Annotated in this window: 11 protein-coding genes and 1 pseudogene; 5 read left to right on the top strand and 7 right to left on the bottom strand. The window is 60.4% G+C overall.

Features of this window, described 5'->3' with window-relative positions:
• Positions 1–6: 6 nt before the first annotated feature.
• The 6 genes from algG to GVN17_RS20865 form a co-directional block, all read right to left on the bottom strand.
• The gene (algG, locus tag GVN17_RS20890) at positions 7–1,638 is read right to left on the bottom strand and encodes a mannuronan 5-epimerase AlgG (RefSeq protein WP_166597150.1); all 1,632 of its coding nucleotides are present in this window, start codon (positions 1,636–1,638) and stop codon (positions 7–9) included.
• Positions 1,639–1,665: 27 nt separating this feature from the next.
• Positions 1,666–3,171 carry an alginate export family protein gene (locus GVN17_RS20885; RefSeq protein ID WP_166597149.1) on the bottom strand — a complete coding sequence of 502 codons (1,506 nt, stop codon included), beginning with the start codon at positions 3,169–3,171 and terminating at the stop codon, positions 1,666–1,668.
• The gene (gene algK / locus GVN17_RS20880) at positions 3,168–4,583 is read right to left on the bottom strand and encodes an alginate biosynthesis TPR repeat lipoprotein AlgK (RefSeq protein ID WP_166597148.1); all 1,416 of its coding nucleotides are present in this window, start codon (positions 4,581–4,583) and stop codon (positions 3,168–3,170) included. The genes GVN17_RS20885 and algK overlap by 4 nt, the downstream gene beginning before the upstream one ends.
• Positions 4,584–4,585: 2 nt before the next feature.
• The gene (locus GVN17_RS20875) at positions 4,586–5,758 is read right to left on the bottom strand and encodes a PilZ domain-containing protein (protein ID WP_166597285.1); all 1,173 of its coding nucleotides are present in this window, start codon (positions 5,756–5,758) and stop codon (positions 4,586–4,588) included.
• A 53-nt stretch (positions 5,759–5,811) separates the two neighbouring features.
• Entirely contained in the window at positions 5,812–7,293 is a 1,482-nt protein-coding gene (alg8, locus tag GVN17_RS20870; RefSeq protein WP_166597147.1) for a mannuronan synthase, read from the bottom strand.
• 127 nt (positions 7,294–7,420) lie between these two features.
• A complete protein-coding gene (locus GVN17_RS20865; RefSeq protein ID WP_166597146.1) occupies positions 7,421–8,737 on the bottom strand; it encodes a nucleotide sugar dehydrogenase in 1,317 nt (438 codons plus the stop codon).
• 891 nt (positions 8,738–9,628) lie between these two features.
• Here GVN17_RS20865 and GVN17_RS20860 point away from each other — a divergent pair.
• The 5 genes and pseudogenes from GVN17_RS20860 (at position 9,629) to GVN17_RS20840 (ending at position 18,876) form a co-directional block, all read left to right on the top strand.
• Positions 9,629–11,332, top strand: a complete 1,704-nt coding sequence (locus GVN17_RS20860) for a ShlB/FhaC/HecB family hemolysin secretion/activation protein (protein ID WP_166597284.1) — start codon at positions 9,629–9,631, stop codon at positions 11,330–11,332.
• Between the two features lie 30 nt (positions 11,333–11,362).
• Positions 11,363–12,613: pseudogene (locus tag GVN17_RS30030) on the top strand (filamentous hemagglutinin N-terminal domain-containing protein); the annotation flags it as partial.
• Positions 12,596–17,773: a DUF637 domain-containing protein gene (locus GVN17_RS20855; RefSeq protein WP_371928593.1), complete on the top strand. Its 5,178-nt coding sequence runs from the start codon at positions 12,596–12,598 to the stop codon at positions 17,771–17,773. The pseudogene GVN17_RS30030 and the gene GVN17_RS20855, both read left to right, overlap by 18 nt.
• Positions 17,773–18,105, top strand: a complete 333-nt coding sequence (gene imm40 / locus GVN17_RS20845; RefSeq protein WP_166597145.1) for an Imm40 family immunity protein — start codon at positions 17,773–17,775, stop codon at positions 18,103–18,105. The genes GVN17_RS20855 and imm40 overlap by 1 nt, the downstream gene beginning before the upstream one ends.
• Before the next feature lie 150 nt (positions 18,106–18,255).
• Positions 18,256–18,876 carry a hypothetical protein gene (locus GVN17_RS20840; protein WP_166597144.1) on the top strand — a complete coding sequence of 207 codons (621 nt, stop codon included), beginning with the start codon at positions 18,256–18,258 and terminating at the stop codon, positions 18,874–18,876.
• A gap of 49 nt (positions 18,877–18,925) precedes the next feature.
• Here the strand turns inward: GVN17_RS20840 and yaaA are convergent, their stop codons facing one another.
• A complete protein-coding gene (gene yaaA / locus GVN17_RS20835; RefSeq protein ID WP_166597143.1) occupies positions 18,926–19,705 on the bottom strand; it encodes a peroxide stress protein YaaA in 780 nt (259 codons plus the stop codon).
• Between the last annotated feature and the right edge of the window lie 117 nt (positions 19,706–19,822).

Below are 19,822 nucleotides of genomic sequence, written 5' to 3'. Positions count from 1 at the left end.
GCTTCCTCAGTCCCGGAGTTGTTTCTGGCTTTCGACCGGGTCGATCAACACGGCTTTTTGTTGGCGCACCAGCAGATCGAGGATTTCGTCCTGACGATCACCGAGCACGCCGTTGAAGCTGATCCCTGTGCTCTTGGTTGGCGCGAGCATCGACACCTTGTACAGCTCGACGCTGAGCGGCGAGTCGATGGAGAGCGGGCCGGAGCCGTTGGAGGTCAGTTCGCCACCGACCATGATCAGCGACACTTCGGCGTCGAAAGGGTCGAGCTTGATGTCGCGGTCGGTGTCGGACAGGTCCTTGATGTGGCCGTAGACGCCCATCAGGCCGTTGCCGATGGCCAGGTTCTCGTACAGCTTGATGTTGGTGCTGTTGCGAACCCGAATGCCGTGGCGTTTGTTGGCGAACACGCGGTTGCCCCACAACAGGTTGTCGGCGCTCTCGTACAGCGTGATGCCGTCGGAGTGGTTGCGGTAAATCTGGTTGTAGGCCACCAGGTTGTTCACGCTGTTACGGTCCAGCACGATGCCGGAGAGGTGATTCTCGTAGCTCTTGTTGTTGATGATGAAGCTGTCGTTCACCTCACGGGAAACGATGATCCCGTGCTTTTTCTTGGTCCCGTACACCGTGTTCTCGGCAATGATCAGACCGTGTGAACGGTCATGCGGGTCGATGCCGTAGATGATGTTGTCGCGGTAGGTGTTGCCCTTGACCACGAAGTCACGGGTCTCATAGCAGTAGTAGCCGTACCACATGTCCGAGAACTCGGAATTGACGATCCAGCCGGTCGGGTCCGGGCGGTTCATCTTGACCTTCGTCATGGGCGTGTACTGCGAAATACTGACGCCGTACGACTTGCTGTTGTTGTAACCCATGCTCGCCATCTTGGTGTTGAAGATGTAGGTCTGGGTACCGCCCCAGGACAGCAGGAACGGACGGAATTCCTTCGGCGCCTTGAACGTCGACGGCCCGTTGGCTTTCTCGCTCCAGCCGGTCAGCTTGGTGTCCTGCATGAACAACTGGTTGTCGTTGATCAGAAATGCACCGGCTTCCTGAGACAGGCGCAGTTCGGTGGTTTTCTTGTCGACTTCGAAGATGCCTTTGTGGCCGACCACGATCGGCAGTCGCGCCAGAAAAACGCCCGGTGAGGTTTCGCTCAAATACTGCTTGGGCACTTTTTTCGCCAGGTCCTGAAGGGTCATGTAGCCGTCGTCGACAAAGATCGCCTGGGGGATGCCGTGCTGGCGTGCCACCCATTCGGCCATCTTGTTATCGCCGCCAATGAACTCCTTGAGCGAGTCTTCCTGCATCATGCGACGGATCGACACCTTGCCCGGCTTGCTGCGCACGATCTTTTTCTGCATCGCCTGCTGGGTGTAGCCCGACAGGTCCGGCAATTTGGGTTTGTCCATCTTCAGCGGCCCGGCGTCGGGGCTGCTGATGGTGTACGTCTTGGCCTGATGCAGGCCCTTGACCACTTCTTCGCCACTGGCCGGTTGCGCGGCCGCTGCGGTGGGCAAAGGCACCGGGGTGTTCGCCATGGCCTGGGCGCTGGCCAGCAGCAGTGCGCTGCTGAGCACTGCGCTTTCGAGCAGGGCGTGGGGCCATGCCCGATGCCGTAAGTTCGCTTGGCTGTTCATCTCATTGCACTCCTATAGCGGCTTGCATCAGAAGCGCCAGATGACGTCGACGATGGCGCGGTGCATGTAGTTGTCCACGCCGCTGCCATACGCATCGCCGGGTTTGAACACGCCCGCACGCAGGCGAACCAGCGCCGACGGCTCGTCGAAGGACTGGCTGACCGACGTCGGCAGCAGGCCTTGCTTGAAGTATTTGGTGACCACCAGGTCCATCTCCTGACCCAGGTCCTTGTTGCCGTCTTGCAACGGCAGGGACGTGAAGGTGGAGACGCCATCGGCGTCGACGCTTTCGCTGGCCGGGTTGATGCCTGCGCCACCGATACCGGCGTGGCCATCGACACGACGGAACTTGTGGTAGATCAGCGAGGCGTCGTACTCGTCCTGCATCTGCCACGAGGCGAACAGCGAGCCGGATTCCACGTTGGCCATTTCGCCCTGGAAGGCTTCACCGAAGCGATGCACGCGCGAGCGGGTGCCGGTCCAGTTCGAGCGGTTGCTCTCAAGGCCGTTCTGTTCGTAGTTCTTGCTGGCACGGGAGTAGGCGCCGCCGACCTGCCATTGCGGGTCGAGACGGAAACGCAGGCCCAGATCGGTCGCCCAGCCATTCACGTGGCTGCTGTCTTTCTGACCGGCCAGGTATTGATCGGTGGCGGCGTCGTAGGTCGAGCCGATCTGGTCGCGATTACCGGTCAGCCAGGTCAGGCTGCCCCAGTAATTAACGTTGTTCAGGTTGCGGTAGTTGTACGCATCGCTGTTGGCCTGAAGACCGAGCCAGGTCAGGTCGCCACGGCTGGTCTTGTCCAGATCGTCGATGGCTTCGCCCTGATGTTTCAGACTGCCGTCGTCGTGGGTGTGGTGGGCACGAATGCCCGCCCATTGGCCCGGCATCCATTGGTACTGCACGTCGCCGAACAGGTGTTGGCGATCTTTGTCCTGAGCCGACAGCTCGGTCAGGTCGGTGCGGTATTCGCTGAAGCGTTGCGCCGCGCCGAGTTCGGCCTTCAACAGCGTGGTGTCGAAGGTCCAGTTCAGGGCTTCGATGTTGGTGTCGTGCCACTGGCCGTCGTCATTGCGCAGGCGCTGGCGACCGAATTTCAGAATCTCGCCGGGGTAGGGTGTGAAGCCGCTGTAACCGATCCAGAACTCACGCAGCGCCGCGTAGCTGTCGTCCACTTCGCGGCTGCTGGAGGTCTTGCGGGCGCGCTGGCTGGACTGGCCATCGGCGTTGTTGACCTGCTGGTCCAGCGGGTCGGTCTGGATGGTGTCGGTGGCCGTGACCACTTGCCCCATCGCGTAGCCGCTCCAGTTGCCCCATTGGCCATAAGCCCACGGACGCAGGTCCAGACCGAGACCGTTGACGTCGCCACCGCCACGGGTGCCGAGGTCGCGGTCATCTTCCATCTGGCCGGTCGCCTTCACTTCGATGCCGAAATTCTTTTCTTCGGTCAAGGCCGCCAGGGTCGGTGTGGCCCAGATCAGGGTGAAGCCCAGGCCAAGCCCGGCCGCCATCAGAGGGTTCAACTTAAGCTTCATAGAGGTGCGTCCTCGCCGTCTTTTTCTTCTTGCAGGGTCTGCAAGGCCAGCGCGTTTTGCGCTGAGGTCCCACGGACCTGCTGTTCGCGTTGGAGAAGACTCTGTGCCTGCGCACGCTTCTCAGGCGGCAATTGATCGTTCAGCTGCTGCATCAGGTCCGCCGCCTGCGGGGTGCCCTGACTTTGCGCGAGCTGACCGAAGACCCATGCGTTGACCGGGTCGGGTTTGATGCCCTTGCCGCCAGAGAACAGCTGCGCGAGGGCGAAGTCGGCGCTGGCCTGACCGCCTCGCGCGGAGGTCAGCAACTCGTCTACGGCGCGCTGGGCGTCGGGGTGGCCAAGGTAGCCACGGCGGTACAACTGACCGAGGTAGTAATGCGCGGAAATCTGCGTCGGCGCGGCCTTGGTCAGGTGCTCCTCGGCTTTCTTCGCGTCCGGCAGGACCAGCTTGCCCTCGTAGTACAGCTTGCCCAGCAACAGCTCGGCACGGGGTTGATCCGCCGCACGACCGTTGTCCAGGTATTCCATCATCTTGTTGACGTCGCCCAGCTCGGGGTAGTCGTATAGCAACTGAGCGAGGCTGACCCACGAGGCCGGATAGCCCGGGGCGACTTTTTCCAGCAGTCGCTGGGCGGTCTTCTCGTCAGGCTTGCCGAGGGTCGCGTCGGCCAGCACGCGGGCGACGGTGTCGACACGCATGGCCGGGACGCTGCCGCTGGAATAGCCGCTTTCCATCTGCTTCAACAACGCCGCCTGTTTGTCGGCGTCGCCGCGTTTCTGATAGACCGTGGCCAGTTCCATGTAGCAAACGTCGTTGGTGCGCAGGGCCTGTTTGCAGATGCTTTCGACGTCCGCCAGATGCTGATCGTAGGTGCCTTGGGTGCGATACAGCAGCACCTGCGCCAGACCCGCTTCCGGATAACCCTGGGCGCGCCATTCATCGATCTTCCGCTGCGCGTTCACGTTGGGGAACGTGTGCGGGTATTGCAGATAGAGCAGCGCCAGCGGTACCAGCGTGCCGGCTTCACCATTGGCGAAGGCTTTCTTCAACAGCCCCTCGGCCTCGTGTTGCTCGGCCGGGGTCGAGTTGGGTTTGACCGCCAGCAGCTTGCCCAGGCGCGATTGCGCGCGAGGCGAGGTAGCAGCGGCGGCGCGGTAAGTCGCTTCGGCCTGTTTGATCAGTTCCGGGTCGCGGGTGCCGACCTGAATGTCTGCAAGACCGACCTGTGCATCGCTATAACCCAGGTCCGCCAGTTGCCGATAGTTTTGCTCCGCCACGGCGGTATCGCCGCGCTGCAGGGCTTCATTGGCCAGGCGCTGGTCGGGCAGGTTGATGCCACAACCCCCCAGACCCAGGGCAATCGCCAGGCTCAACAACGTAGGGGCTGACAAGCTTCGTAGTGGGCTAGCCATGTTTAGAGACCTGCGGCCGTGGCTTTGTCGATCAGCCAGTTCAGCGAAGGACCGCGATCACTGACCACTTCCACCGGCAGACCGGCGAGGCTGCTGTTCAGCGATTCGTCAGGCTGGATCTGCACCCGAATGTCGGACGACAGATCGGCAGGGCTCAACGCGGTGGCGCTGACGATCTTGCCGCGATGGGTAGTGTCGTCGCCTGCAACGGTGAAGTTCACGCGAGCACCCGGCTGAACGTCGGCGAACTGGCGATAGGTGAAGCGGGCATCGACGTTGGCGGCGATGTTGCGAGGGATCATCTGGAAGATCACCTGGCCTTTGCTGGCGTATTGACCGTCGGCCACCAGTTGCTTGCCGATGATGCAATCGCAAGGGCTGGTCATGGTCCCGGCCAGTTGGCGACCGAACAACTCTTCGATTTTCGCCGGTTGCATCTGATCCGGGTCGAGGTTGCCCTTGAGCATGTCCAGCATGCTGGTGTTGAACGTGGCCAGTGGCGCGCCTTTGGCGACCGGGTTATTCGGGGCGACGAGGCTGGTCAGGGTGCCTTCGCGAGGCATGGTCACGTCCATGGAAGGAACGCTGACCAGACCGGACGTGGAGTGGCTGACGAAGTACATGCCGTACACCGACTTGGCAACGAAACCGAACGCCACCAGACCGACCACGAAGATACCGGCGCTGAAAGTGACTGCACGCAGGCGACCGAAGGCGCTCAGGCCGCTGCCGCTGTCCTTGACCTTACGCGCCTTGGTGAAGTTGTCGCGCTGCAGGGTCGCCAGCACTTCGCCCATGCTGACGATGTCGCCGGACAGGTGCGAGGTGATCAGGTGGCGCAGGGTCGCGATGTCCTGAGCTTCAAGGTGCTGGAACTGGCAACCGACGCGACCACTGGCGGGATCGTAGGCGCGAATCTGCAATTCGACGTCCATCGCCAGGCCGAGGTTATCGACCAGAAACTGCAGGCGGGCCTTGATGACCTCACCGACAGTGGGCTTCAGGTTCGCTGGCGTGATGTAGCTCAAGCCGCCAGCGGACAGGTCTTCGACGCGCACCAGTGGGGCATTGGGCTGACCATTGAGCAGGCGCAGCTTGGCGGGGATTTTGATCCGGGCATGCTGACGCTGAGCTTCGGATTCATGGACGACGTTTGCATTCACGGCTGGGTTCATGGCTGTGTTCATGGCGTAGTTTCCTGAGTAATCGAGTTGATCCATTAGTGCGGTCAGACCATTGTCAGCAGCACGGCAACGAAGATGCTGCCAGCCGAGAAAGTCATGGTTCGAGACGACCAGGTGTTGAACCAACCCTGGAAGCTGGCCATGTCGCGGCTCAGTTTGGTGTCCTGGCGGGTCCAGGACTGGCGGTCGAGGCGGAAGAAGACGTAGATCTTCATCAGCGCGCCGACGATCTGGTTGTAATAAAGAATCGCGGGGTAGGCCGGGCCAATGGCGTGTCCCGAGCAGGACAGCAGCAGCGTCAGGATCAGGCGGGTGATGCCGATCCAGAGCAGGTAAGCGAGCAGGAAGCTCACGCCGTATTTCAGGCTGGCTAGAATCGCGACGGTCAAGCCGAGGATCGACGTCCACATCGACACACGCTGGTCGAACAGCACGATGCTGGTGAATACGCCAAGGCGACGAACACCCAGGCCCAGTGCACGAGAGTTCTGACGCAGGTTGTTGCCGTACCAGCGGTACATCAGCTTGCGGCTGGCCTTGAGGAAGCTCTTCTCGGGCGGGTGCTCGACCGTGTTGATGGCGGCGTCCGGCACGTAGAACGTGTCGTAGCCGAGGCGCATCAGGCTGAACCAGCTCGACTTGTCATCGCCGGTCAGAAACTTGAAGCGGCCCAGGCGCCAGTGCTGCAGCGAGTCGCTTTCCACGTCGGCGATGAAGTCGGGGTCGGTCACGACCGTGGCGCGGAACACCGACATCCGGCCGGTCATGGTCAGCACGCGTTTGGACAGGGCCATCGAGCACATGTTGATGTGGCGTTGGGCGAAGCGCAGCTTGTGCCACTCGCTCATGATGTAGCCGCCGCGCACTTCACAGAATTCGTTGGTGGTCAGGCCGCCGACGTTGCCGAACAACTGGAACCAAGGAACGGTTTTCTTCACCACGCCTTCCGCCAGCACGGTGTCGCCATCGATCACGGCCACGACGGCACGGTCGTCCGGCATGTGGCGCGAGATGGCGCGGAAACCGAAGGCCAGGCCATCGCGTTTGCCAGTCCCGGCGATGCGCACGAAGTCGAGGGTCACGTGCGGCGGCGGGTTGTGTTTGGCCCACAAAGCCTTCACTAGCAGTTCATCCGACATCTCGACCAGTGAGCAGACGACGGTGGTCGGGTAGCCGCAGGCGATGGCTTCCTGGATGACCGAGCTGTAGACCTGCGCGGTGGTCAGCGCGTCGATACGAAAGCTCGTGACCATCAGGAACACGTGAGACGGATCAGCGGCCTTGCCCAACTTGCGAACTTTGCGGCGCAGGTGGGGATAAACGATGTAGAGAAAAATCATGCCGCGCACAAAGTGCGTTGCGCCCATCGAGTAGCGCCAGATACCGACGATACCGACCAGGAAAATAAAGTCTTTCGACTGGGAGTCGAACAATGTCGCTGGCAGTGCCATCGCAATGGCCGCCAACACACACAAGTAAAACAGCCAACCGGCGGCTTGAAGAAAGCCGTGTCTTAGCCCGTTCATAATCTGCATCCCTAAATCAGTTGCAAGCCGCAAGCTTCAAGCCCCAAGCCCAGGCAAAATGCGCTGGACTCGAGACCTGGAGCTGGCCGTTAGCTTGTCGCTTGAAACTTGCAGCTCGCCGCTGCTCTTACCAGCAGATGCCTTCGGTCTGGCCGTTTTCGGTGGTTGCGCCGGTCATGAAGCCGACGAGGTCGATGACCTTTTTACCGGCCGGGGCGTTGTTGGCCAGCGCGCGGAAACGCTCGTCACGGTTACCGAGGATGATGACGTCAGAGTTGTCGACCACGGCGTCGAAGTCCGAGTTGAGCAGGGACGAAACGTGCGGGATTTTCGACTCGATGTACTCTTTGTTCGCGCCGTGAACACGGGCGTACTCGACGTTGGCGTCGTAGATGCTCAGGTCGAAGCCCTTACCGATCAGCATTTCTGCCAGTTCAACCAGCGGGCTTTCGCGCAGGTCGTCGGTGCCGGCCTTGAAGCTCAGACCCAGCAGCGCCACTTTGCGGTTATCAGTTGCCGCAACGATGTCGAAGGCGTTCTGCACCTGGGAAACGTTGCTGCGCATCAGGGAATTGAGCAGTGGCGCTTCGACGTCCAGCGAGCTGGCGCGGTAGGTCAGGGCACGCACGTCTTTTGGCAGGCAGGAGCCGCCGAACGCGAAGCCTGGACGCATGTAGTACTGCGACAGGTTCAGGGACTTGTCCTGGCAGACCACTTCCATCACTTCGCGACCGTCGACGCCGACCGCCTTGGCGATGTTGCCGATTTCGTTGGCGAAGGTGACCTTGGTCGCGTGCCAGACGTTGCAGGTGTACTTGATCATCTCGGCAACGGCGATGTCCTTGCGGATGATCGGCGCGTCGAGTTCTTCGTACAGGGATTGCAGGACGTCGCCGGAGGCTTTGTCGAACTCGCCGATGACGGTCATCGGTGGGTGATCGTAGTCCTTGATCGCGGTGCTTTCGCGCAGGAACTCAGGGTTCACCGCCACGCCGAAATCAACACCCGCCTTTTTGCCCGAGCAGTCTTCCAGAATCGGGATGACCACATTGGCGACGGTGCCCGGCAACACGGTGCTGCGCACGACGATGGTGTGGCGAGAGGTTTTCTCACGCAGCACGAAACCGATTTCGCGGCAGACGGACTCGATGAAATCCAGCTCCAGGTCGCCGTTTTTCTTGCTTGGCGTGCCGACGCAGATCATCGACAGGTCAGTGGCGCGAATCGCTTCGGAGAAGTCAGTCGTACCGCGCAGTTTGCCGGTCTTGATCCCGTTCTCCAGCAGCTCGCCCAAGCCCGGTTCCACGATTGGAGACTTGCCCTGATTGATCAGGTCGATCTTGGCGCTGGAGATATCCACACCGACCACATCATGACCACGTGCCGAGAGGCAACCAGCACATACTGCACCGACATAGCCCAAACCAAAGATGCTGATATGCATCGTAATCTCCTCGATTTTTACGCCATTAGTTGGCTGGATATAAGTACTGTCTTTCAACTTTCGCGCACTCGTCCGCACGGCAAGTTAATGTCGTGACACAAGCACAGGCAGAATTTAATAGGGGCGGCGTCGTTTTAAAGGCGGGCCCGAATATTACAGATTACAAGCGTCGAGTGACCCATACATATGTATGTGGGTTCCCGATCTGGGATATGGCATAACACTCCACCGGATGATTGTGAGTCGCTGCCGCGCCTCTGGCTCAGGGCTTTTGGCCATGATTCAGTATGGTCCTGCTCGTCAGTGGCTTTACAGCACCCGATTGGTGCTTGCTCGATCTACTTCAACTAGTTTGGTGCGTTCTCTCCTTGCACGTACCACATAGACCGACGGGTCTAACTACGTTGACTAGTAACTTCCAGATCTGTCCTTATGCCATGTAAGAGATGTCTCACAAGGTGGACGAGAATTGTTACGGGATGTAGGAGCATGAGGTTTCCCCAGAAGTTCCTGGCCGCTCGTCCTCTTTTCGAGAATTTTCGATACAGGTTCGTTTTTGAGGGTAATTGCACTTTGATAGCACTTTCGATTTAGTCCTTTATATTAAGGGGGTTGCGGCTACAGCATGTAACTGTGCCACTAGTGCAAAAAAGCGATAGGCCACTACAAAAAAATGTTGTTAATTTTTTGAGAAAAACCAGGCGGCATTTGCGAGTGATCATAAATTGGCGCCAATAACATGGCCTTTAAACCGTTCGTCTGCCAGAACAGTCCTACGGGAACTTCAAAAATCGTCCTACGTGTTTCCTTTCTTCTCTGGATCGAGATGCCCTCTGATCGCGCGCACTCTTCGCGCCTTCATTTTTTGGGGCATTTTTCTTGGGTATCTGGATGCGAACCGGGCTGGTCGTTGCCGGTTTAGGGTTAAGCAGCACGACATATGCCGCACCGGGCGCCAACCCCGGCGACCGAAGCGTCATCACCGACCGGCAGGAACGGCTGCTTGAGGACCAGCGGCGCAAGCTGGAGGAACTCCAGCATTTGCAGACGCCGACCATTACGCCGACACGCCAGTCAAAACCGACTTTCAGCGCTTGTTTTCCCATTCGGCGTATCACGCTGAAAGGCGCGGCCCATCTGAGCGTTGCGGACCAGCGACGGCTGGTCGAGCCCTTTCATAATCATTGCCTCGGTGCCGCCCAGCTCGATGGCCTACTTCGCGGCGTCACAAACCATTACCTTAACAGGGGGTGGGTCACCAGCCGGGCGTATTTGCCTGAGCAGGACCTGTCCGATGGGAAGCTGACGGTGCACGTCGTCGAAGGTCAGTTGGAAGCGTTGGGCGCAGAGCAGGGTGCCTTCACTGCGCAAGAATTGCGCATGGGGTTTCCGGGTCAGGCTGGCGAAATCCTGGATTTGCGAACGCTCGAACAGTTGGTCGATCAACTCAATCGTCTGCCCTCGAATCGGGCGCGACTGGAACTCAAGCCCGGCAAACAGGTGGGCGGCAGCGATGTTCGCGTGCTCAATGAGCCACTGAAACCGTGGCGCGCGCAGCTCTCGCGCAGCAATGCCGGGCAAAAAAGCACTGGCGAGCAGCAATGGGATTTGGGGCTGGAGTGGGACAATCCGCTGGGCCTCGCCGACCGTCTCAATCTGCGTAGCGGCGCAGATGCGGTCAGTGATCACCAACGCCATTCTGAAAGTTCGATGCTGTATTACGAACTGCCCTATCGGTGGTGGAACGTCAGCTACGCACAGAGCCGCAGCCACTATCGATCCCGCGTTCAGGCGAATGACTTTGCCTTCGCGCAGACCGGGGACACGGTCAGTCATCAGGTGCATGCCGAACGCGTGTTGCACCGTGATGGCGTCGGCAAAACCTCACTGCAACTGGGCGTCTCTCATCTGCGCAGCAACAGCTATATCGAAGGCAGTCGCCTGCTCGGCAGCAGCCATCGTCTGAGCGAACTGCAAGTGGGGCTTAGTCACGGACGGCGCATCGGCTCGGCCTTCACCAACCTTTCGCTGGGCATGCAAAAAGGCATCGGTGCATTCGGTGCGCAACGCACGACGCCGAATAACCCTGCGCGCCCGGACGATCGCCAACCCCAGTCGCGGTACCGCAAATACGGCGCGACGCTGAGCATTCTTACGCCGTTTCAACTGGCAGGCGAGGCCTTCACATTCAGCAGCATGGCCACCGGTCAGTACAGCCAGGACGTGCTGTTCAGCCCGCAGCGCATGAGCCTTGGCGGCGAATCATCAGTGCGCGGCTACAAGGAGCAATTCCTGTCCGGCGACAGCGGCGGTTACTGGCGCAACGACCTGCGCTGGACCCGGCCTGTGAACGTCGATTGGCTGCATCCGGTGGTCTCCGGCTACGGCATCAACCTCGGCTATGACCACGGCGTCATCCGACATCACGGGTTTGACGGCGGCCAGCATGGTCGCCTTTCGGGGCATTCCACCGAGCTGTTCGCCGGTGGTGAACATGCCTCGCTCAGCCTGACATTTGCTCATTCCCTCGAACGGCCCGACGCCCTCGCCGAGCGTGAGACCCCGGTTTACCTGCGCCTGAACCTCTTCCTGTAACCGCATTCGTTTCTCTGGATTTTTTTGAACATGGATTTTCGCCACCTGCTTTTTCTGGCGCGCCAGCCTTCGGCCGCGCTGACCCCTCGCGACCGTTTCTGCGGTCTTCCCAAGCGCGGCCTGGCGCTGGTTCTGGCCAACGCGTTGTTCTGGCAACCGCTCTGGGCTCAGGCCCAAGGCATCGTGGGCGGTCCCGGCCAGCAACAGGCGGGCAACGGCGTGCCCATCGTCAACATCGCCGCGCCCAACGCGCAGGGCCTTTCCCACAATCAGTTTCAGGACTACAACGTGGGCCCCGAGGGGCTGATCCTCAACAACGCCACCGGCCCGATCCAGTCCACGCAACTGGGCGGGCAGATTCTGGGCAACCCCAATCTGCGCGGGCAAGCCGCCGGGGTCATCCTCAACGAAGTCACCGGCAGTCACCCGAGCCAGTTGCGTGGCGCCACGGAAATCGCCGGGCAAGCAGCCCACGTCATCGTCGCCAACCCCCACGGCATCACGTGCAGCGGTTGCGGCTTCATCAACACCCCGCGCGCGACGTTGACCACAGGCAAGCCGGTGATCGAAGGCGGCACTGTCGGGCGCTTTCAGGTCGAACAGGGCGAGGTCGCGGTGGACGGCGCGGGGCTGGACGCAACGGCGGTGGACCGCTTCGACATCATCGCCCGCTCCGTGAAGATCAACGCGCAGATCAACGCCCGCGAACTCAACGTCGTGGCCGGTCGCAATCGGGTCGATGCACAAAGCCTGGACGCCCAGACGCTGCCCGACGATGGCAGTGAAAAGCCGCAAGTCGCCATCGACTCCTCGGCGCTCGGCGGGATGTACGCCAACACCATTCGATTGGTGGGCACCGAAGCCGGGGTCGGCGTCCGTCTGGCAGGCGATGTGGCCGCCAGCGCCGGGGATCTGCACCTGGACGTGAACGGCCATCTGACCTTGGCCAACGCCTCGGCGGCGTCGGCGATTCGCGTGCAAGCCCAGGACGTGGCCCTCGAAGGCGAGCGGGTCAACGCGCCAATCGTCGAGATTCGCAGTGCCGGGGAAGTGACGAATCGCAGCACACTCACCGCGCGCGACCGGATCGCAATCACCGCCCAGAAGCTTAAAAACGAAAGCGACATCCGCGCCACCGATGTTGCCGTCAACATCAAAACGCTCACCAATCGCAAGACCCTCGCGGCCGAACGCACCCTGACGATCAATGCCGAGCGTATCGACAACCAAGGCGGCACGTTACGCGGTCAGCAGATCGGAGTCGTGAGCCGCGACCGTCTCGACAACCGGGGTGGGGTGATTGCGGGAAGTCAGGTCTCGGTGTCGACCGCGCTGCTGGACAACGGGCGACTGGGCGAGGCCGCCGGGCAACTGACGAGTCTGGTCGATGACCTCGTGCTGTCCGTCGACACGCTGCTCAATCAGGCCGGTTCGATCTTTGCCAAAGGCGCGGTGCGTTTCGAGGGCTCGACCTTCGACAACCGTGAGGGGCAGGTCGCGGGTGGCTCGCTGGACCTGAAGGTTGGCGAACACTTGCTGAATCAACGCGGGATTCTCGAAGCCAACGACGATTTCAGCCTGCGCGCCGCCGCACTCGACAACGGCGGCGGGATGATCAACGGGCTGGGGAACAGCCATCTTGCGCTGGGTTCGGTGACGGCGCTGGGTGCTGTGCAATTCGCAGGTTCTTCCCGCTTCGACGTCGAACGCGACCTCACGTTGAATGCCGGAGAGCGGCTGTTCAGCGGCAGTGGCTTGGCGCTGTCGGCCGCACGCTTGAACAACGCAGGCGAGATTCTGAGCGACGGCGATCTCAACCTCGCGTTCCTGGGGGACCTGCGCAACAGTGGCCTGATTCAGACGCTGCAACGCCTGACCCTGTCCGCTGGCGATCTGCAGCAGACCAGTGGCCGCCTCGCCAGCGCGGGAGACGCGACGCTCACGCTCAGCGGTCTGCTCAATAACCTCGGTGTCCGGACCGCCAGCGAAAGCTTGCGGATCAACGCTGCGCAAATCGACAACCACGGCACCCTCGGCGCTCAAGGCGCGGTGACGCTTCAGGCGCAAACCGGCATCGCCAACCACGCTGACAGCCTGCTGTTCAGCGGCGGCGACATGGCCTTGTTCGGCCCGCGCGTCAGCAATCTGTATGGCGACGTCTACAGCCAGGGAGACCTCCATTTCAGCGGGCTGGACGGCGGTTTCGCGGAGGCGTTCAGCAACCGCTCCGGCACGGTTGAAAGCGAAGGCAATCTCTCGCTCAAAGCGCGGCGGGTGGAAAACGCCAAGGCCGAATTCGAACTGGGACGCGAGCGGGTGGCCGGTGATCTGGACTGGGTCTGCGGCCAGCACTGCGGCGGCCACGACAGTTTCAAGCGCGGCCTGATCACGATTCTGCAAACCTGGATCGAGCGCGCCATCAAGGATTCGGCATCGGCGCGGTTGGTCGCCGGGCAATCGATGAACATCGAGGCTGATCGGGTCGAAAACCGCTACAGCCTGATGGCCGCGAATGCGGATCTCACCATCACGGCACAGCACCTGCTCAACCTCGGCGCGAGTGCCCGCATCGGCGAAAACATCACGCAGATCGGCACGCCAGGACAGATCGACACCGCGTACTGGGACCAGATGGAGTTCATCGACATTCCTGCGTTCAAGGCCGCATTGGCCGCCGGAAATTTCGATCTGGCGTGGTTCGAACTGCTCAAGGCACGCTCCGGCGACGACCGATTCGAAGAGCTGAGCAACGTCACCGAGTGGCGCGACAGCGGGGAGACCTACGCTGCGACGCTGCAATCGGGCGGCAAAATGACGCTCAACGTCGCCCGCAGTGTTCAGAACGGTACGGTCCGGGAAAACACCCTTGCGCAGTTGACCGGGCAGGTCGGCGACGACGCGCTGGGTGCCGTGGACATCGATTTGAGCAAGCGCGTTGCGGATGGCGACGTACTCAATGCAGCAGGATTCGACCCGACCTCGGCCAGCGGTTTTCGCCTGCCCCAAGGTGACTACGGCCTGTTCATCAAGAGCCAGGACCCGAGCGCTCGGTATCTGGTGGAGCGCAACCCGAACCTCACCGACCTCGCCCAGTTTCTCGGCTCCGATTACCTGCTCGGCCTGCTGGGCTACAGCGCGGACGGGGCGTGGCGTCGACTGGGCGACGGCTTTTACGAGTCGCGTTTGATTCGTGACGCAGTGGTGGCGCGCACCGGTCAGCGCTTTCTCTCGGATGATCTGACCAGCGATGAAGCGCAGTTTCGCTACCTGATGAACAACGCTGCGGCGAGTCAGGAAGCGTTGAAGCTGAGTGTGGGCGTGGGGCTGTCTGCCGAGCAGGTCGCTGCGCTCACGACCGACATCGTCTGGATGGAAAACCGCGTTGTCGATGGCCAGACCGTGCTGGTGCCGGTGCTGTACCTGGCGGATGCCGAGAAGCGCAATGTGCGCGGCAATGCGCTGATTCAGGGGCGCGACGTCGAGTTGCTCAGCGGCGGCGATCTGCTGAACACCGGCACGTTAAGAGGCCAGGAAAATCTTGCCGCCAGCGCCGGTGGCAGCCTCTACCAAAGCGGTCTGGTCGAGGCGGGCAAGCACCTGACACTGCTGGCCCAAGACAGCATCCGCAATGCCATGGCCGGGATAATCCTAGGCAGCGACGTCAGCCTTTTGGCCATCAGCGGCGACATCGTCAACGACCGCACCGCGATTCAGGTCCGCGACGGCGCAGGCATTCGCACGATCATCGATGGGCCTGGCGTCATTGAAGCCAACGCCGGTCTTTCGCTGATCGCGGGACAGGACATCAGCAATCGGGGCGCGATCAAAGCGGGCACCGATGCGAGCCTTCATGCCGGTCGCGACATCAACCTGCTCGCCACGGTCAGTGCTCGAGAGCGACATGACCTCGCGGACGGCGGTCACCGCTACACCGTCCGCACTGACATCGAAAACCTCGCCTCCACGCTCCAATCGGGCGGCCACCTCAACCTGACCGCTGGGCGCGACATCAACGTCGTCGCCAGCCAGGCCAACGCCGCCAACGACCTGTCCCTCTCTGCCGGTCGCGACATCACGGTTGCCTCCGTCGCCGACGTCCACAGCCTGGAAACCCGCAGCAAGGACGGCCACACACGCATCACCGAACGCGACGAGCGCCAGACCCAGGTCGGCAGTGTGTTGCTCGCCGGTCAGGACGTTCGCTCCACCGCTGCCCGCGATACCACGCTGATGGCCAGCCAGATAGAAGCGGGGCGCGACGTCCAGATTCACAGCGGTGGACGGCTCGACCTGATCGCCGCGCAAAACAGTACATCGACCCTGTACGACATGCAGGAGAACGGCGGCTGGGGCGCCAAGAAAAGCCAGCGCGACGAAGTCACCAACGTCACCCACGTCGGCAGCGGCATCAAGGCGGGTGGCAACCTCAGCCTCGTCAGCGGCGGCGACCAGCGCTACCAGCAGGCAACGCTCGACGCAGGCGGCAACCTCACCCTCGACAGCGGCGGGGCGGTGACCTTCGAAGCGGTCAAGGACCTGCAGCAGGAAAGCCACGCCAAGAGCAAGAGCGACCTCGCCTGGTTCAGCATGAAAGGCGAGGGCCGCACTGACGAAACCCTTCGTCAGAGCGAGCTGATCGCCAAAGGCGCAGTGGTCATCAACGCCGTGCAGGGCCTCAAGATCGATGTGCAACACGTCGATCGGCAAACCGTCGGTCAGACCATCGACGCCATGGTGGCGGCCGACCCTCAACTGGCCTGGCTCAAAGCGGCCGAGGCTCGCGGGGATGTGGATTGGCGGCAGGTGGCCGAGATCCACGAGTCGTTCAAATACGACAACTCGGGGCTGGGGCCTGCGGCGCAGATTGCCATTGCGATTCTGATGGCATGGGCGGTGGGGCCTGCTGCGTTTGCCGCCGTTGCCGAAGCCGGTGCTGCCGCGAGTGTTGCCGCTGCCGCAGGTGCCATTGCGACCAGTGCCAGCACGACGGCCGCTGTTTCGGCCGTGAACAATCGCGGCAACCTCGGCGCAGTGTTCAAGGACGTCACGTCCTCCGACAGTCTCAAAAACTATGCCGTCGCGGGCGTTACCGCTGGCCTGACGTCCGGGTTGTTCAACGAGTGGACCGGCACTCACACCGACCCCGTCACCGGGAAGGTCACCGGCCCCGCCCTCAACACTTGGCAAGGCATCAGCCAGTTCGCCGCCAATCAATCCCTGCAAAACGTCACCTCCGCCGCGCTCGCCAAGGCACTGGGGCAGGGCGGGAACGTCAGCGACGGTCTCAAGAGCGCGCTGTTCAACACCCTCGCTGCTGCCAGTTTCAACCTCGTCGGCGACTACACCACCGGGACGCTCGAAACCGGCAGCGCCAGCAAAATCGCTATCCACGCCATGGTCGGCGGCCTGCTGGCCAAAGCCACCGGCGGCGACTTCAAAACAGGAGCCCTCGCCGCTGGCGCCAACGAAGCCCTCGTCGGCCACCTCGACGGCCTCGTCCAGGGTAATGAAGCGCTGCTGACCCTCAGCAGCCAAATGATCGGCCTCCTGGCCGCCGCCGCCCAAAAAGACACCGACGCCGAAAAACTCCAGCAAGGTGTTTGGGTGGCGAAGAACGCGACGGAGTACAACTACCTCCTGCACAAAGACCTGGAGGCCATGCGCGGCGAACTGGCCACCAGCAAAACCGACGCTGAAAAGCGCCAGATTCACGAGAAATACGCGCAGCAGAACGAAGACAAAAACGCCGCGCTCGCCAACCTCTGCAAAACCTCGCCAGACACCTGCCGACAAATCTCCGCACAGCTCGAAGCCGACGACCCGAAGCTCCAAGCCCTGGCCAAAGAGCTTTACGCCCAGGGCGAAATCAAGGAAGGCACCCTCATCGCGGCGTTCTTCCAACAGGAGAACCTGACCGCAAGGCTGGAAATCGCCAGCGAACTCGGCGCGATCAAAAACGGAGAAGGCAGCCGGTTCTGGAATGAACTGGGCGCGGTGATGCTGGGGGCCGGGGGTGGAAGCTCTACGGCGAAGCCAGCAACCACAACGCCGAGTCGCCCTAGCCATCAGCAGTCGGAAAAAGATGTAGGGAGAGACCCGGGGCCGGATGCCCGGCCTCAAATGAGCTATAAAAACGAGCAGGGAGTGTCTGATGGTGGAAAAGAAAACTCTGTAGCGGCTGATTTTTTTGCAGGAACCAAGTACACCAATAAAGTGCTAGCTCAGATCAAGACAGGTGATCTCCATGCCTTCCCAGAAAGTGTAAAAACTTTCCAAACAGCTGGTCAGATAACGAAAATAACAGGTGGGGACGGTGTCGTAAGAGATAGGCTGCAAATTCCAGGTGAGTATCGTGGGAAGCAAGGAGTGTTCGAGTTCATAAAAGAGCCGGATGGGGCAATCAATCATCGTCTTTTCAAACCGAATCGGGAGAGTAGGTAATGAGTTTTATCTGGTCGCTGCAGGTTGATTCAATTCTGAGTTGTGGTGTTTATCTCGGTCATCTGGGGATAAAAAACTGGGCGCTGGAGCGCAATGATGCCATTCGGATAATTGACGAGTTTGAAGCTTTAGGAATTCCGGTGCTGGGTGGTGACGTGTATCAGTTGGTCGATGAGATTGCGGAGCAGACGTATGATAGTTGGTACTGCGATCAAGAGATTGGAGAGCTGGATGCGGTGTTTTTTGCGAGAAGTTTGGATAGGGCGAGGAGATATATTCATGGCTGTTCTGTAAGTGGAGCTCTGTTTGTATTTGTACCCAAACCTTCATGAGGGCGGGGCAGCTTTCGTAATAGCGGCGTGTGTCGAGTAATAGAAAGGCAGGGCTTATTTTTAAGGTAAATTGAGGAGTAACTCACCAAAAAACGCAAGGCACGGACGCATTACCAACGAATACTCAAACGTTAAACATTAAGGATCGATGTGAAAAAATTAATCGCTGTTCTACTCTACGCGCTCGTACTCACCGGCTGCGCCGGGCAGAAATTCTCGGCTGAGCACCGAGCGCAAATCAAAACGGTGAAAGTGCTTCCCGTCCAATGGCAACCTGGCAACATCAGTTATTTCGGTCGTGCCCAAAATACCGGAATGGCATTCGGCGGTGCATTGGGGGTTGCCGTCGCAAATATGCTTTCAACGTCCCCACAAGCGGAGATCGTCGAAATGGTCGATAACGAGAAAATCGATCTGGGTGAGCTTGTGAAACAGCATTTTGTTGCGGAGCTGGCCAAGAACTCTTCGTTCAAAGTGGTGGACGATGACACGACTGCCGATGCAAACATTCAGCTGACAGTTGACCACTGGGGGTTTCATATATCCCATGGTTTCAGCAGCGTGATTTATCCGGTGGTCAGAATAAACGCCGTAATGAAACGTGGAACGGAGCGCGTCTGGCAGCATGCCGAAGGCGTATCGCCATTCACTGCCGGGAATGATCATGGTTATGAGCCGGACAAACTCGGCGCTGACGCCGAAACATTACGCGTGGCCCTCGACAGTGTCAGCAAACTGGCGAGTCAATCGTTGGCGAAAGAGCTGTTGTAACGCACTCATATGAAGGGGCCCGTCATTCGAACACCGGCCCCACCGTTCCTTACTCTGCTCCTTCATCCCGCAAGAACACCAACTTGTCCGCCGTCGACAGATCCTTTGCGTACCGATACCCCTGCACATCGAACTCCTTCAGTTGTTCAGGCTTTTCAATGCGCTCGGAGATGACGAAACGGCTCATCATGCCGCGGGCTTTTTTGGCGTAGAAGCTGATGATTTTGTACTGGCCGTTTTTCTGATCGCGGAATTCAGTGTCGATGACGCGGGCCTTGAGGGCCGGGCGTTTGACCGCAGAGAAGTATTCGTTGGAGGCGAGGTTGAGCAGGACGTCGTCGCCCTGTTCGGCCAGCGCTTCGTTGAGCCATTCGCTGATGCGGTTGCCCCAGAACGCGTAGAGGTCTTTGCCGCGGCTGTTGGGCAGTTTGGTGCCCATTTCCAGGCGATACGGCTGCATCAGGTCCAGCGGGCGCAGCAGGCCGTAGAGGCCGGAAAGCATGCGCAGGTGCTGCTGGGCGTAGTCGAGGTCGGCGTCGGCGAGGGTTTCGGCGTCGAGGCCGGTGTAGACGTCGCCTTTGAACGCAAGGATCGCCGGCTTGGCGTTGTTCGGTGTGAATGCCGGGGTCCAACTGCCAAAGCGGGCAGCGTTAAGGCCCGAGAGTTTGTCGGACAGGTGCATCAGCTCCCCGATCTGTGCCGGGCTGAGTTCGCGCAGCTGGGTGATCAATTCCTGGGAGTGGTCCAGGTATTGCGGCTGGGTGAAGCGCTCAGTCGTCGGCGGCGTTTCAAAATCGAGGGTTTTCGCTGGGGAAATCACCATCAGCATGCGGTCGTCTCCTTTAATCGTGGGGGCGATTCTAGGGGTTGCGGGCGGAGGACTCCAGCTATGGTGGTGATAGGCCGCATCGGTAGGGGGGGATTTTCTGTGGGAGCGAATTCATTC

Source organism: Pseudomonas sp. SLFW, assembly GCF_009905615.1.
GTDB lineage: Bacteria > Pseudomonadota > Gammaproteobacteria > Pseudomonadales > Pseudomonadaceae > Aquipseudomonas > Aquipseudomonas bambusae.
This window is presented reverse-complemented; position numbering and strand designations above follow the sequence as displayed.